Source organism: Bradyrhizobium sp. USDA 376, assembly GCF_054063675.1.
This window is the reverse complement of the sequence record NZ_JBSSGN010000001.1, coordinates 8144038-8159720: the sequence shown is the minus strand read 5'-3', so window position 1 is coordinate 8159720 and position 15683 is coordinate 8144038. Positions and strand designations below refer to the sequence as shown.

At 64.4% G+C, this 15683-nt stretch carries 13 protein-coding genes; 3 read left to right on the top strand and 10 right to left on the bottom strand.

Going from position 1 to position 15683, the window contains the following annotated elements; genetic code table 11:
* Positions 1–84 precede the first annotated feature (84 nt).
* The 4 genes from ACVJ19_RS38445 to ACVJ19_RS38430 all read right to left on the bottom strand — a co-directional run bounded on the left by ACVJ19_RS38445 (position 85) and on the right by ACVJ19_RS38430 (position 4789).
* The gene (locus ACVJ19_RS38445) at positions 85–1161 is read right to left on the bottom strand and encodes a BMP family ABC transporter substrate-binding protein (protein WP_283025033.1); all 1077 of its coding nucleotides are present in this window, start codon (positions 1159–1161) and stop codon (positions 85–87) included.
* A 77-nt stretch (positions 1162–1238) separates the two neighbouring features.
* Positions 1239–2156, bottom strand: coding sequence for an ABC transporter permease (locus ACVJ19_RS38440; protein WP_453954229.1), 918 nt, complete (start codon positions 2154–2156; stop codon positions 1239–1241).
* Positions 2143–3234, bottom strand: coding sequence for an ABC transporter permease (locus ACVJ19_RS38435; RefSeq protein WP_453954228.1), 1092 nt, complete (start codon positions 3232–3234; stop codon positions 2143–2145). Before ACVJ19_RS38435 ends, ACVJ19_RS38440 begins: the two co-directional genes overlap by 14 nt.
* On the bottom strand, positions 3218–4789 hold the full coding sequence (locus ACVJ19_RS38430; protein WP_453954227.1) for an ABC transporter ATP-binding protein: 1572 nt from the start codon (positions 4787–4789) through the stop codon (positions 3218–3220). Before ACVJ19_RS38430 ends, ACVJ19_RS38435 begins: the two co-directional genes overlap by 17 nt.
* A 583-nt stretch (positions 4790–5372) precedes the next feature.
* On the opposite strand from ACVJ19_RS38430, the gene ACVJ19_RS38425 reads away from it, so the two are divergent.
* A complete protein-coding gene (locus tag ACVJ19_RS38425) occupies positions 5373–6479 on the top strand; it encodes a hypothetical protein (protein WP_453954226.1) in 1107 nt (368 codons plus the stop codon).
* A 186-nt stretch (positions 6480–6665) separates the two neighbouring features.
* On the opposite strand, the gene ACVJ19_RS38420 is transcribed toward ACVJ19_RS38425, so the two are convergent.
* From ACVJ19_RS38420 to ACVJ19_RS38395, 6 genes are read right to left on the bottom strand one after another with little or no spacing between them, the layout of a single operon-like run.
* Positions 6666–7151, bottom strand: coding sequence for a nucleoside deaminase (locus ACVJ19_RS38420; RefSeq protein ID WP_453954225.1), 486 nt, complete (start codon positions 7149–7151; stop codon positions 6666–6668).
* Positions 7152–7164: 13 nt separating this feature from the next.
* Entirely contained in the window at positions 7165–8697 is a 1533-nt protein-coding gene (locus ACVJ19_RS38415) for an ABC transporter ATP-binding protein (RefSeq protein ID WP_453954223.1), read from the bottom strand.
* Positions 8694–9377 (bottom strand): biuret amidohydrolase, encoded by a 684-nt coding sequence (biuH, locus tag ACVJ19_RS38410; RefSeq protein WP_453954222.1) that lies wholly within the window; start codon positions 9375–9377, stop codon positions 8694–8696. The genes ACVJ19_RS38415 and biuH overlap by 4 nt, the downstream gene beginning before the upstream one ends.
* A gap of 17 nt (positions 9378–9394) precedes the next feature.
* A complete protein-coding gene (locus tag ACVJ19_RS38405; RefSeq protein WP_453954221.1) occupies positions 9395–10321 on the bottom strand; it encodes an ABC transporter permease in 927 nt (308 codons plus the stop codon).
* Positions 10321–11433, bottom strand: coding sequence for an ABC transporter permease (locus ACVJ19_RS38400; protein ID WP_453954220.1), 1113 nt, complete (start codon positions 11431–11433; stop codon positions 10321–10323). Before ACVJ19_RS38400 ends, ACVJ19_RS38405 begins: the two co-directional genes overlap by 1 nt.
* Positions 11430–12542, bottom strand: coding sequence for a BMP family ABC transporter substrate-binding protein (locus ACVJ19_RS38395; RefSeq protein WP_453954219.1), 1113 nt, complete (start codon positions 12540–12542; stop codon positions 11430–11432). The genes ACVJ19_RS38400 and ACVJ19_RS38395 overlap by 4 nt, the downstream gene beginning before the upstream one ends.
* A gap of 396 nt (positions 12543–12938) precedes the next feature.
* Here ACVJ19_RS38395 and ACVJ19_RS38390 point away from each other — a divergent pair, with 396 nt between their 5' ends.
* Entirely contained in the window at positions 12939–14198 is a 1260-nt protein-coding gene (locus tag ACVJ19_RS38390) for an allantoate amidohydrolase (protein WP_453955290.1), read from the top strand.
* Positions 14199–14304: 106 nt separating this feature from the next.
* Positions 14305–15678 carry a hypothetical protein gene (locus tag ACVJ19_RS38385; RefSeq protein ID WP_453954218.1) on the top strand — a complete coding sequence of 458 codons (1374 nt, stop codon included), beginning with the start codon at positions 14305–14307 and terminating at the stop codon, positions 15676–15678.
* Positions 15679–15683: the final 5 nt, after the last annotated feature.

Below are 15683 nucleotides of genomic sequence, written 5' to 3'. Positions count from 1 at the left end.
GACCACAAGTGCCGGGTGCTTCTGGCCACCCCCTCCGAACCTCCTCCGGGAGGAGCAGGTGATCTGGGCAATGCAAGAAGCGTGCTACTTGCCCGGCAGCTTGTCGTCGATGCCTTTCACGTAGAAATTCATGCCGAGGATCTGGCCGTCAGCGAGATTGGCGCCGCCCTTGCACTCGACCTCCTTGCCGTCCTGCCCAATGACCGGGCATTTGAACGGATGCAGCTTGCCCGCGGTGATCGCGGCCTGGGCATCCTCGGCCATCTTCTTCACGTCGTCGGGCATGTTCGTATAGGGCGCCATCGCGAACATGTGGCTGTCGAGACCGCCCCAGGTGTCCTCGGACTTCCAGGTTCCGGCGAGCTCGGCCTTGACGCGTTCGATGTAGTAGGGGCCCCAGGTGTCGAGGATCGAGGTCAGCTGGGTCTTCGGGCCGAACTTGATCATCTCGGAATCCTGGCCGAAGGCGAGCTTGCCTCGTTCGCTGGCGATCTGCATGGCGGCCGGCGAATCCGTGTGCTGCATGATGACGTCGGCGCCCTGGTCGATCAGCGCCTTGGCGGCGTCGGCCTCCTTGCCCGGATCGAACCACGTGTTGGCCCAGATGATCTTGACCTTGATGTTCGGGTTGATGGTCTGCGCCGCCAGGATCGTCGCGTTGATGCCGGAAACGACCTCGGGAATCGGGAACGAGCCGATATAGCCAAGCACGCCCGACTTCGACATCTTGGCCGCGATCAGGCCCTGGATGTAGCGGCCCTGGTACCATTTGGCCGAATAGGTCGACATGTTCTTGTCGCGCTTGTAGCCGGTGGCGTGCTCGAAATGCACGTTCGGATACTTCTTGGCCACCTTCAGCGTCGGGTCCATGTAACCGAACGAGGTGGTGAAGATCAGCTTGTTGCCGGCGCGGACCAGCTGCTCGATGGCGCGCTCGGCGTCGGGACCTTCAGGCACGTTCTCGAGATAGGTGGTCTCGATCTTGTCGCCCAGTTCCTTCACCAGCGCCTGTCGGCCGACGTCATGCTGGTAGGTCCAGCCGAGGTCTCCGATCGGACCCAGGTAAATGAAGCCGACCTTCAGCTTGTCGGCGGCGGAGGCTGCACTGACGCTCCCGGCAAGCAAAAGCCCGGCAGTCAGCGCAAGAAGTGATTTCCTCATCATCAATCTCCAAACATCAGGGGAAAGCCACGATCCGCAACGTGCGCGCCCCATCGCGCATGCCGCGGAAATGAAACTCAGCGGTCAGGCACGAACACGGTGCCGAGCGCGGCCGGCGCGGTCGAGCCGCCGGTGCGCGCGCGGGAGAGCAGGACCAGGACGATGACGGTCGCGAGATAAGGCAGCGCCGACATGAATTGCGAGGGAATGCCGACGCCCCAGCCCTGCGCGTGCAATTGCAGGATCGTCACCGCGCCGAAGAGATAGGCGCCGACCACGAGCCGGCCCGGCCGCCATGACGAAAAGACCACCAGCGCCAGCGCGATCCAGCCGCGCCCCGCAGTCATGCCGGGAATGAAGAACGGCGTATAGGCGAGCGGCAGATAGGCGCCCGCAAGCCCGGCGCAGGCGCCGCCGAACATCACGGCGAAGGTGCGGATGCGCAGCACGGGATAGCCGAGCGCATGCGCGGAGACGTGGTTGTCACCGCACGCGCGCAGGATCAATCCCGCCCGCGTGCGGTACAGGAACCACCAGACGCCAACGATCAATGCGACGGAGAAATAGACGAAGCCATCCTCGCCGAACAGCACGCGGCCGATCAGCGGAATGTCAGTGAGGCCGGGAATGTAGAGGTGCACGGCCGGCGTGATGCGTTCGCCGACGAAGCCGGCGCCGATCAGGCCGGAGAGACCGATGCCGAGGATGGTCAGCGCAAGACCCGTCGCGACCTGGTTGACGGCGAGCCCGAGCGCCATCAGGGCGAAGACGAGCGACATCAGCATGCCCGCAACGATGCCAAACAGTGCGCCGGTCAGAACCGAGCCGGTCAGCCACGCGCCGGCAAAGCCGCACGCAGCGCCGACGATCATCATGCCCTCGACACCGAGATTGAGCACGCCGGAGCGTTCGGTCACGAGCTCGCCGGTCGCCGCAATCAGGAGCGGCGTCGATGCGGCAAGCACCGCCAGGATGATGGCTTCAACCAGTTCCACGGGCCACCTGTCGGTTCGGGAACACCAGCTTGAAGCGGTAGAGGATGAGGGAGTCGCAGGCGAGCACGTAAAACAGCAGAATGCCCTGAAACACCTTGGTGACATCCAACGGGATCTTCATCGCGATCTGCGCCTGCTCGCCGCCGATAAAGGTCAGTGCGAGAAAAAGGCCTGCAATTAGTATTCCAAGCGGATTCAGCCGGCCGAGGAAGGCGACGATGATCGCGGTAAAGCCGTAGCCCGGCGAGATGCCGGGCTGGAGATGCCCGACGGGACCCGCGACTTCGATGATGCCGGCAAGGCCCGCGAGCGCGCCGGAGACCGCGAAGGTCAGGATGATCAGCTGGTTGGCGTTGAAGCCGCCAAACCGTGCTGCGCGCGGCGCGGCGCCGACCACGCGGATCTCAAAACCCTTGATGGTGCGCCCGAGCAGGATCGCTGCCGCCGCGACGACGAGCAGAGCGATGATGGAGCCGAGGTGCAGCCGCCCGCCTTCGATCAGCAGCGGAACGGTTGCGACCGGATCGAACTCCGCGGTGGTCGGGAAATTGAAGCCATGCGGATCGCGCCAGGGGCCGCGCACGAGATAGTCGAGAAAGAGATCGGCGACATAGACCAGCATCAGGCTGGTCAGGATCTCGCTGGCGCCGAACTTCACCTTGCAGATCGCCGGGATCAGTGCATAGAGCGCGCCTGCGGCGGCGGCGAGCACCAGCATCGCCGGCAGCACCCAGGCCCCGGCGTCGGTGCCTTGCGTCTTCACGGCGATCCAGCTTCCGGCCACCGCGCCGATCAGGAATTGCCCTTCGGCGCCAATGTTCCAGGCATTGGCGAGATAGCAGAGCGACAGGCCGATCGCGATCATCACCAGCGGTGTCGCCTTCACCGCGATCTCCTGCAGCGAATAGCCGTCGGTGAGAGGCGCGATGAAATAGGCGTGGAGTGCGAGCAGCGGATTCTTGCCGAGGATCGCGAACAGGATGGTCATGGTGACAATCGTCAGGCCGATCGCGATCAGCGGCGAGACCAGCGCGATCGTGCCGGAGCGCTCGGCGCGCTTCTCAAGCACCAGCTGCATGGGCGGCCTCCTTCGGCTCCAGGCTGCTGCCGCCCATGAGAAGGCCGAGCTTTTCGCGCGTCGCCTCATTTGTTGCGAGCGGGGCCGAGAGCCGGCCGTGGAACATCACGGCGATGCGGTCGGCGATTTCCGCGAGCTCGTCGAGATCCTGGCTGGTCACCAGCACGGCGGCGCCGGCGGTTGCGAGATCGAGCAACGCCTGGCGGATCACCGCGGCGGCGCCTGCGTCGACGCCCCAGGTCGGCTGGCTCACCACCAGCACCGCCGGATTGCGCAGGATCTCGCGTCCGACGATGAATTTTTGCAAGTTACCGCCGGAGAGGGATGCTGCTTCCGGATCGCGCTTTGCCTTGCGCACGTCGAATGTTTCGGTCGCGCGGTCGACGGTCTTCAGCATAGCTGCTGTGTCGATGAAGCCGTGATTGACCATGCCGCTGGCGGCATGCCCGGTCAGCAGCGCGTTCTCCGACAGCTTCATGCGTGGCGCGGTGCCGTGACCGAGCCGCTCCTCGGGCACAAAGGCGGCGCCCAGCTTGCGCCGCTGCGTGATGGAGAGATGGCCGGCGGCGATGCCTTCGATCACCACGGTGCCGGGATCCTTGGACAGCCGTTCGCCGGAGAGCGCGGCAAAGAGCTCGTCCTGGCCGTTGCCGGCGACGCCGGCGATGCCGAGGATCTCGCCGCCCTTCAGCTCGAACGAGATGTGCTCCAGCCGCACGCCATGCGCTTCGCCCGGCGCAAGCGAGAGATCGTTGACCACCAGACGCGGCACCGTCGTCTGCCGGCCGGCGGGAGCCTTCACTTCCTTGATCTCGCCGCCGACCATCATGCGGGCGAGCGAAGCTGCGGTCTCGAGCCTGGGATTGCAGGTCTCGACCTTCCTGCCGCCGCGCAGAATCGTTGCAGTGTCGCAGAGGCGCTTCACCTCCTCCAGCTTGTGGCTGATGTAGAGGATGGCGCGGCCTTCGGCCTTGAGGCGCTCCAGAACGATGAAAAGCTGGTCGGCCTCCTGCGGCGTGAGCACCGCGGTGGGCTCGTCCAGGATCAGGAATTTCGGATCCTGCATCAGGGCGCGGACGATCTCGATGCGCTGGCGCTCGCCGACCGACAATTGCCAGACCTCGCGCCTGGGATCGAGCGGCAGGCCATAAGTCTTCGACACCTGCTCCAGCCGCGCCGACATATCCTTGAAGGATTCCTTCCCATCGAGGCCGAGCGCGACGTTCTCGGCGACCGTGAGATTGTCGAACAGCGAGAAGTGCTGGAACACCATGCCGATACCGCGGCTGCGCGCTTCGGACGGACCGGACAGCACGATTCGTTCGCCCTGCCAGCGAATCTCGCCGGCGCTGGGCTGGATCAGCCCGTAGATCGCCTTGACCAGCGTCGACTTGCCGGCGCCGTTCTCCCCGAGCAGGGCGTGGATCTCCTTCGGCCAGATGTCGAGGTCGATGGAATCGTTGGCGAGGAAATCGCCATAGCGCTTGCTGAGCCCGAGCGTCTGAAGCAACGGGGACTCGCCGGAATGCAGGCCGTTAGGCGTCGGATCTAACATTCGCTGATGCGCTTGCATGGGGTGAAGTGCCTCAATAGTGGGCTAGTTTGAACCGCCGCGTAAGGTGTGAAAAAGCGTCATCCCTTGCTCAACGCTTCGGCAGGCGGGTGGTGTCGGCGAGTCGTGGCTCTCGCCGGGCGCGGGTCGTGCTCGAGCACTTCAGGATTGCCCGGTGAGGGCCGTGCTCGCGCGTGACGCCTGTTGCAAATTTGTGACGGTACAAACCAAATCGGAACCCACTGTGCAGCCTTGACCTGACGCTGAGCAAAATCGCGCCAGAACGCGTATGCAATGTCGGATCGCCGCATCATGCGCCGTCGGCAATTCGGCCCGCCTTGTTCGTTCGACACGAAATGCGAACAAAATCAAATGGGAATGTCTGGCAATGGCCGGCCGCGTATCGCAGCGTGACAATGCGCATGGCCCGCAAATGCCACTCAAAATCCCGAAGGGAGACGTCGGCCACTGCCGAAACAAGCGGCATGCCTTGAAAAAAGTTGAGGCTTCTCACTCCGGAATATCGGCGCAAGTGTCGCACCCAAGGGCGTTCATTTTTACGTGTCCAAACTTGGGGGTATTCAGGATGTCGTTTCGTTTCAAGGCAATTGCAGCAACGGCGCTGTCACTTGCTACGCTGGCCATCGGTGGCTGGGCTCACGCGGCGGATCTGCCGGTCAAGGCTGCCAAGAAGGCGCCCGATCTCCCGTTCTTCCTGGTGATCGACAACCGCGTGTCGTTCTCCTGGATGCCCAAGGGCACTGACCCCGGCATGTGGAGCGTCAATCCCAACGGCACCATCAACGGCACCACCCCCAAGCAGGTCTACTCGTTCACCCACTTCGATCTGTGGGCTTACGGCACCAACTTCTTCACCATCTCGATGTTCAAGTCGGGTAAGAACGATCCCGCCAGCCCCTGCGTCGCCCCGGGCGTGACCATTACCGGCGGTGCCGCGGACTGCGCCGGCGCGACCGAGATCTACGGCCTGTTCCGCTCGACCTTCGGCTGGAACGAGCTATTCAACACCAAGGCCTTCACCATGGGGCCGCTGCACAACATCTCGTTCGAAGTCGGTATGGACGGCAATACCGAGAACAACTTCCTTGCGCCGGCCAAGCGCGACGTCGTCGCCGGTCTGCAGTTCGCCTTCGACCTTCCCTACAAGGGCTACTTCAACGTCGCGCCCTTGATGTACTACGAATTCCTGAACCACAACGCCTTCACCCAGTGCGGCCTGTTCGGACCGGGCGTGCCGGGCGTGACCTGTAACTCGGACGGCAACGTCAGCTATCGTCCGACCTGGGCCGTCGAAATCAACTACTACATGGACCTCGGCTTCCTGCCGCCGAACATGCAGTTCTGGTCGATCAGCGGCCGCGCCGGTTGGTATGGCCCGAAAGGCGACTCCAACGGTCTGCCTGCGCTCTCGGGCGTCGGCCGTTTCTCCACCGCTTCGAAGACCGAGCTGAACAGCGAACCGATCCGCCTGACCTTCGACGCCTCGAAGGCGGTCTGGGGTGACAAGTACTCGCACTTCGTCGACCTCTGGGTCGCCTACCGCTACTGGCAGAACAAGTTCGGCCTCGACCACAACGCCATGCCCGGCGTCTGCACCATCGCCGCGACCGGCCAGAGCACCAAGAGCTGCACCGAGTCGACGGTCTATGGTGGCATCACCGTGAAGTTCTGATCGACTGAAGATCTCCAGGTGGATGACGTCGCGCAGAGATGCGCGGCGTCATTCTGCGTCTTGGCGCGGAATCGTAGGGTGGGCAAAGCGAAAGCGTGCCCACCACTTCTGCTTCGTTTGCATTGAGATGGTGGGCACGGCGCAAGGGCGCCTTTGCCCACCCTACGAGACCGGTTGCTGGAATAGCTACTTCGTCCAAACGCCGTCGTGCAGCGCTTCGGCTTCGTCTTCGAGTAGCGGCCCGACGACCTCCGTCGGTCGCTGGCCGCTGGCAAAGACCTCACGGCAGGGCAGGTCCAGCGTCGGGTTCTCCGGATGGTTGCCGGTGACGCCGCGCAGGCGGTGCTCGCTGAGGCCATAGACGACGCGGCCGATGCCGGCCCAGTAGATTGCGCCGGCGCACATCGCGCAGGGCTCGGCCGAGGAATAGAGCGTGGCCTTGGCCAGCACATCGCGGGCGAGCGTACGGCAGGCCTGGGTGGCTGCGAGGCGCTCGGCGTGCGCGGTGCCGTCGTGATCGGGCATGTAGCCATTCTCGCTCTCGATCAGCACCTTGCCGTCGGCATCGACGACGATGCAGCCGAAGGGGTGGTTGCCATGGGTGAGCGAGCGCCGGGCGACCGCGAAGGACAAACGCAAGAACTGTCTGTCGCGTTCGGTTGCCTTGCTCATCGCTCCTCCGCGATCAATGACCCGCCATGTGCCGGCCGACCACGGTGAGGTCGGCCTCGCTGGTGCGTGCTTCATACACGAATTCGCCGTGGAACATCACCACCAGCCGGTCGGAGAGTTCGAGCAATTCGTCGAGATCCTCGCTGACCAGCAGCACCGCCGCGCCGCGGTTGCGTGCCGCCATGATCTCGGCGTGGATCTGCGCCACCGCCGCGAAGTCGAGGCCGAAGCAGGGATTGGCCGCGATCAGCACTTCGACGTCGCCGCCGAGCTCGCGGGCGAGCACGGCGCGCTGCACGTTGCCGCCTGACAGTGCCGAGATCGGCGTATCCGGCGTGCGCGTCTTGATCTTGTACTGGCCGATCTTCTTCCTGGCGTCGTTGCGGAAGGCGCTGCGATTGAGCCACCAGCCGCCACTTGCAAAGGGCGCCCGGTCGAATTCGCGGAAGGCGATGTTGTCGGCGACGCTCATGCCGCCGACGCAGGCGTTCTTCAGCGGCTCCTCGGGCAGCAGCGACATCCTGTGGCGCCGCATCTCCTCGCGCCTGGCGTGATAGGGATCGCCGGCGACGCGGATATCGCCGCTCTCGGCCTCGCGCTGGCCGGCCAGCACCTCGACGAGCTGGCGCTGGCCGTTGCCGGAGACGCCGGCGATGCCGACGATCTCCCCGGCGCGCACTGTGAGCGAGACATCGTGCACGGCAACGGCGCCGGCATCGTCGAGGGCGCGGAGCTTTCGCAGCTCCAGCCTGGCCTGTCCGGCTTCGCCGGTGCGCGGCGGCTGCACCGTCAGCTCCTCGGCGCCGATCATGGTGCGCGCCATCGCATCCGGCGTCAGCTCGGCGACCTTGCCGGCGCCGGCGAGCTTGCCGCGGCGCAGGATCGTGACCTCGTCGGCGAAGGCCATGACCTCGCGGAACTTGTGCGTGATCATCAGGATGGTCAGCTCGCCCCTGACCACCATGTCGCGGAGCATGCCGAGCACTTCATCCGCTTCCGCCGGCGTCAGCACCGAGGTCGGCTCGTCCAGGATCAGGAAGCGCCGTTTCAGATAGAGCTGCTTGAGGATCTCGCATTTCTGCCGCTCGCCGGCGGAGATGTCGGAAACTTTTGCGGAGAGCGGCACCTTGAAGGGCATGCGCGCCAGGAAGGCTTCGAGCTCCTTCATCTCCTTTGGCCAGTTCACCACGGCCGGAACATCGTCGCGCGCCAGCACGAGGTTTTCGGCAACCGTCATGGCCGGCACCAGCGTGAAATGCTGGTAGACCATGCCGAGGCCGAGCGCGTGGGCATCCTTGGGATTGGCGATGGCCTGCTCGCGGCCGCCGACGATGATGTCGCCCTCGGTGGCGTGGTAATAGCCCATGATGCATTTGACGAGGGTCGACTTGCCGGCACCGTTCTCGCCGAGCAGGGCGTGGAACGAGCCGGGCCGCACCTTCAGCTCGACATTGTCCAGCGCCAGGAAGTCGCCGAAGCGCATGGTCATGGCGATGACGTCGACGCCGAAGGCACCCGACGGCGGTGGCGTTTCGCCGATGATCACGAAATCGCTCCGATGAAGGCATCCGAGGTCGAGACGGCGCCGAACACGCCGCCCTGCATCTTGATTATCTTGAGTGCATGGTCGTGGTTGCTCTTGTCGGTCGCGCCGCAGCAATCATGCAGCAGGACGCATTCGAAGCCGCGGTCGTTGGCTTCGCGCATGGTGGTGTGGACGCAGACGTCGGTGGTGATGCCTGATAGCACGATGTTCTCGATGCCGCGGACGCGCAGGATCAGCTCCAGATCCGTGGCGCAGAACGAGCCTTTGCCCGGTTTGTCGATGATGGGCTCGCCCGGCAGCGGCGCCAGTTCCTCGATGATGTCCCAGCCGGGTTCACCGCGCACCAGAATGCGGCCACACGGACCGGGATCGCCGATACCGGCGCCGATCTGGCGCGAGCGCCAGCGCTTGTTGGCGGGCAGATCGGAGAGATCGGGGCGGTGGCCTTCGCGGGTATGGATGATGTGAAAGCCTTGGGCGCGCATCGCCGTCAGCAGTTTCTTGATCGGCGCGATCGGCGCCCGCGTCAGGGAGAGGTCATAGCCCATCTTGTCGACATAGCCGCCGACGCCGCAGAAATCGGTCTGCATGTCGATGATGATCAGCGCGGTGTTCTCGGGGCGGAGATCACCATTGTAAGGCCAGGCGTAGGGCTCGGACTTGATGTAGCGCTCGGGCATGGACGACCTCGTGCGTGTTACCGTGTGATCGAGAGTTCGGCGGGTGCGCCAGTCAGCGTTCGCTTCGGCGAGCAGGTGATGATCATGATCGCCAGCGTCAGGATGTAGGGCGCGGCATTGAAGAGGTGGTAGCCGGAGGTGACGCCGACCGATTGCAGCGCCGGTCCCAGCGCCGCGGCGCCGCCGAAGGCGAGCGAGGCCCATAGGCAGAGCAGGGGGTCCCAGCGCGCGAAGATCACGAGCGCCACGGCGGTGATGCCCTGGCCCGAGGAAAGGCCCTCGTTCCAGCTGCCGGGATAGAACAGCGACAGAAAGGAGCCGCCGATGCCGGCGAGGAAGCCGCCGACCATGGTGGCGCGCAGACGGATCAGCAGCACGGAATGGCCCATCGCGCGGGCGGCATCCGAGCTCTCGCCGGCGGTGCGGATCAGCAGGCCCCAGCGCGTGGTGCGGAAGGCCCAATAGAGGATCGGTGCAAGTGCTACGCCGATCAGGAACAGCACGTTGATGCGCAGCGCGGCGCGCACCTGCGGGATGTCGCTCCACCAGCCGAAGTCGATGGCGGGCAGCCGTGGTGCGGTAGGCTCGATCAATGGCTTACCGAGATAGAAGGCAAGGCCGGTGCCGAACAGCATCAAGGCGATGCCGATCGCAACGTCGTTGACGCGCGGCAGCGAGCAGATGCCGGCATGCAGTGCGCCCAACAGCGCGCCGGTGATGCCGGCGGCGAGCACCCCGAGCCATGGCGATCCCGTGACATAGGAGATGCCGTAGGCGCTCATCGCGCCCATCACCAGCGTGCCCTCGAGGCCGAGATTGATGCGACCTGCGCGCTCTGTGATGCATTCCCCTAAGCTCACGAACAGGAACGGGGTGGAGACGCGAATGGCGCCGCCGAGTACGGCGAGCGGGACGGTCCAGAGTCCGATCGATCCGTCTGCCATCAGGACTTGCCTTTCAGGAATCCGATGCGGCCGTAAAGCGCATCGCTGGCGAGCACGAAGACGAAGATGATGCCCTGCAGCACGAGCACGGACGCGTCGGGCAAACCCAGGCGGCGTTGCAGCAGGCCGCCGCTGGCGCTGATACCGCCGAGCAGGATCGCGACGGGAATGATGGCGAGTGGATTTTGCCGCGCGAGGAAGGCGACGAGAATGCCGGTGAAGCCGTAGCCCGCTGCGAGATTGGCGTTGGTGCGCCCCTGCACGGCGGCGACCTCGACCATGCCGGCAAGACCGGCCGCGCCGCCGGCGAGGAAGCAGACAGTCAGGATCAGCTTGCTGACGCCGAGGCCGACGATCTTCGCAGCACGGATGTTGCCGCCGGCCACACGCGCGGCGAAGCCGAACACGGTGTGATAGATCAGGACGTAAGAGGCGATCGCGGCGATCAGGCCGAAGACGAGACCCCAATGCACGTCGGTGCCGGGGATGGAGCCGATCATGTTGGCGGCGCCGATCTCGCGCGTCGACGGTTTGTTGAGGCTGGCGGGATCGCGCATCAGCCCCTCGACGAGATGGTTGAGGATCGCGAGCGCGATGTAGACGAGCAGCAGGCTCGAGATGGTCTCGTTGACGCCGCGATATTGCCGCAAGCCGCCGGAGACCATGATCCACAAGCCTCCACCGATCACGCCGGCGCAGATCATGGCGATCTGCACGACGACCGGCGGCATGCCCTGAAGCGCGAGCGCTGCGCTGGTCGCCGACAGTGCGCCGATCAGCAGCGCGCCTTCGCCGCCGATGATGACCATGCCGAGCTGCGCCGGCAGCGCGGTACAGAGTGCGGTGAGGATCAGGGGCGCTGCGCGCGTCAGTGTGTTCTGCCAGGAGAACCAGGTGCCGAACGCGCCGTAATACATGTAGAAATAGAGATCGAGCGGGTTCTTGCCGAACATCGCGACGAAGATGCCGAACACCGCGAGCGCGCCGATCAGCGCCGCGCCCGGGATCAGGACATATTCGATCGTGCCGCCGTGACGCTGGAGGAAGCCGGGATCGGCGGCCGGGGCGACTGTCCCGACCGCGTCCGTAGAATCCGCCGCTTCCGTGGTCACGAAGTGGCTCCGATCACTCCTTCGACCAGATAGTCCATCTTCTCCAGCTCAGGATCCTTCTGGCCTCGGTCGGTCCCGGCGGGGATCACCGTCTTGCCCTTGTTGTCGACGAGGCCGCCCTTGAAGATGGCGTAGCCTTCTGCCGACAGGAATTTTGCCTTGGCCTCGTCGGCCGCCTTGCGCGCTTCGGCCGAGACCGCTTCGCCGTAGGGCGAGACCTTCACGATCTCTTCCTTCAGACCGCCGCGGTAGAAATTCGGGATGCCTTCGCCGGCGGCGATCATCTTGACGAACTTCGGATAGAGCGCTTCCCAGTTCCACTCGGCGCCGGTGAGATACGCCTTCGGTGCCAGTGCCGACTGGTTGGTGTGATAGCCGCAGACGAAGGCGCCGCGCCGCGCGGCGTTCTCGACCATGGTCTTGGGGCCATCGACGTGACAGGTGAGCACGTCCACGCCCTGATCGATCAGGCTGTTGGTGGCTTCGGCCTCCTTGACCGGCATCGACCAGTCGCCGGTGAAGATCACCTGCGTGGTGGCCTTCGGATTGACGGACTTGGCGCCAAGCGTGAAGGCGTTGATGTTGCGCAGCACTTGGGGAATCGGCTTGGCCGCGACGAAGCCGAGCTTGCTGCTCTTCGACGTCAGGCCGGCGACGATGCCCGAGATGTACTGGGCTTCGTCGATGTAGCCGAAATAGCTGCCGGCGTTCTTGGGATCCTTGTCGCTCCAGAGGCCGCCGCAGTGCTCGAAGCGCAGCTTCGGGTACTTGCTGGCCATCTTGATCATGTGCGGATTGTAGTAACCGAACGATGTCGGGAAGAGCAGGGTGGCGCCGTCGAGATTGATCATGGACTCGATCGTCTTCTCGACCGCGTCGGTCTCCGGCACCTTCTCCTCCTCGACCACCTTGAGGCCGGGAATCTTCTTCAGTGCCGCCGCGCCCTGCGCATGCGCCTGGTTGTAGCCATAGTCGTCGCGCGAGCCGACATAGATGAAGCCGATGGTGGTCTCGGCCGCGAAGGCCGGGCGGAGGCCCGCTGCCGCACCGAGGGTGAGGGCCGCGCCGCCCTGCAACAAATGACGTCGTGAAATCCTGCCAGAATCCATTGCTCGCTCCCCTTGGCGGATGCCCCGCCTTGATCTCGCGGCTGCGCCGGCCTGGCGGAGCCGGGATCAGATGTCGCAAGCTTCGTGCCAGAGGCTATGAAGAGTGCAATTCCATACAAGTGACTGAAATATATAAGGTATAATCGGCGCCAAGAGTTTGGCGAGGAAAGTGGCAGATTAATTTATGGGCAATGTCTTTGGATTGTATGCAGTGGAGTTGAGCAGCCTTAACCAGCTCCTGCATGTGCATGACCGGCCCGGACGGTCGGCCGACGCGGCGCATTCATGCTAACCACGCGCTGACTGGGACGGTGCCGGAGGATTTTCGCTGGCACCGAACTTGTATCGATTGTCGTCAGGACCGCCGTGTCCTCAGAAGATGGAAAGCTCGCCGAGATGGGCGCTGGTATCACCGTTCACGATGCATCGCTCGGCAAGGAGATCGTTCGCCGGATCAACGAGCTCGGCGCGATCTCGGAAGAGCCCGAAAAACTCACCCGCATCTTCCTCAGCAAGGAGTTGCGCAGGGCCGCGGACCTCATCTTGAGCTGGATGCGCGAGGCCGGCATGAGCGCGCATCTCGACGCCATCGGCAATGTTTGTGGCCGGTATGAAGGAGAGCGACCGGGCGCGCCCTGCCTGATGCTCGGCTCGCACTACGACACCGTGCGCGATGCCGGCAAATGGGATGGGCCGCTGGGTGTGATCACCGCGATCTCCTGCGTCGCCGATCTCAGCCGCCGCGGCAAGCGCCTGCCGTTCGCGATCGAGGTCATTGGCTTCGCCGACGAGGAGGGCGTGCGGTTTGCCTCGACCCTGCTCGGCAGCCGTGCGGTGGCCGGCACCTTTGACGAGAGCGTCCTGAACACGCGCGACCGCGACGGCGTGTCGATGCGCGATGCCCTCGTTCAGTTTGGGCTGGATCCCGATCACATCGGCGCGGCCGCACGGGCCCGGCGCGAGCTGCTCGCCTATCTCGAATTGCACATCGAGCAGGGGCCGGTACTGGAAGCTCAGAACCTGCCTGTCGGCGTGGTCACCGCGATCGCCGGCGCGACACGGCTTGCCGCGCGGCTGACCGGCATGGCCGGGCATGCCGGCACGGTGCCGATGGCGCTGCGCCGTGACGCGCTCACCGGCGCTGCCGAATGCATCGGCGCGATCGAGCAGTTTTGCCGCACCGACGAGGGCGGCCTGGTCGGCACCGTCGGCTACATCCAGGCGAGGCCCGGCGCGACCAATGTCATTCCGGGCGAAGTGTCGTTCACCATCGACATGCGCGCGCCGACCGACATGCACCGCAAGCGCGCGGTTGCCGACGTCGTCCGCCAGATCGAGGCGATCGCGAAGCGGAGGCAACTGGCACTCCAGCTCGATGTCACCCACGAGAACCGCACCGCGCCCTGCGCACCCTGGTTGAAGCAGCAGATCGCGCAGGCGATCGCTGCGGAAGGTCTCTCCGTGTTCGAGCTGCCGAGCGGAGCGGGGCACGACGGCATGGCCATGATCGACATCGCCGATGTCGGCATGATCTTCGTCCGCTGCCGGGGCGGCATCAGCCATCACCCGGACGAGCATGTCGAACTCGACGATGCCGACGCCGGCGCGCGGGTGCTGCTCAGGGTGATCGAGAATTTCAGGCCGCGGGAGTCCTAGGCGAGCGTCACAAACCCGCAAGTCACCGGGTAGAGATACGAATCAGTCATGTTTAAAATGGTGGCCGCCATCACCGGAGCCACGAGACATCAGCCGATTGACGGACATGAACAGCGACATCTCTTTTCCAGCGCACAGTGAGAACCGGTTTTACCAAGGGATGGCTGCGACCTTTGTCGCCAACGCTCTCCAGGCAGTGAATTTTCTCGGTGATCGCTTCCTGAGACAATCGCCTCATTCGCTGTCGGCTATCGAGGACCTTTACCGTCACTCGATGGACAGCGCCTTTTCGGTGACCGAGGCCTTCCTCGTCACGGGCGCTCCGCACGCCTCCGCCTATTATCCGCGCGACTTCGCCTGGTTCTATCCTGATGTCCTCGACCCCGAGACCATCATGGATGCGCAGGATGCGGTTCGACGGGCTCGTTTGCTCGAGAAGAGCGTCCGTCTCCTTCTGGAGGCGGTGCGCGCCGACGTCGTCACGACGACCATCGTTCCGGCGGGACGCGGCCGGTATCTCGGCGTAAACTATTTTTCGCGACCCTCGGATACGCTGCTTGGCATTCTCGCCGGTCTCCAGCAGATGCTCTCTGCCGAGGAGAGGGTGTCGTCCTATCTGGCGATGTCACAATGCGCGCATGCCGGCCGTCTGTTGCTGGCCGAATATGGTGCCGATCTGAGGCGGGCGATCCTGAAGCTTGCAAGCGAGCTGGAGCCGTTCGACGCTGACGGCACCAGACATTTGCTGTGCGACGCCGGCGGGCCGCGCTCTGCGGCAACGGACACGCGGGCCGAGCGCCGGCGTTTCGTCACCAATGCCTGCGTCTACACGACCTTCGTGTGGGGCGTGCAGCTCGGGATCGTCGGCGAGAACGAGCTGAAGCGGCTGCTCGGGCGCGACCTCGCGCAGTACAAGAGGGACCTGCTCCGCCTGTTCGGGAAGGACGGCTACATTAGGCACTCCCTGGATGGTCCGGCTGGCGCGCCCGTGTCCTTGGTCGCACTGGATTTCGTCAGCGTGCATCGCGGATTCTGGGATATGAGCGATTCCAGCGAGCGCGCGCTGTTCGCGGCGACGACCGACCTGATCATCGCCGAGCCGCGCTTCCGCATCCCCAGCACGTTCCACTTCCTGGTGTCGGCGGATAATCCGCGCAACAAGATGATCCACAAGATCGCGGCGCCGGCCTATCAGGGGCGTTCGTCGTGGCCGACGTTCAATGTCGAGTTTGCGGATCGCATGCTGGACTTCGATGAGGCCTCAGGGAGCGATACTTATCGGACCTGCGCGCAAGGAATCTTGAAGGACATCCGGACCGCGACCGAGGTCCACGGCGGCTATCAGGAACTGATCTCGGAGCAGGGTCTGAAGTATCGCACCTGGGCCTATAAGGGCGCCGTGGCGCATTCCTGGTTTCCGCGCTTCCTGTCGGTCTGGAGGAGGGCGTATGGAACGCCGCTCCTCCAGTGGAATGATTGATCAGC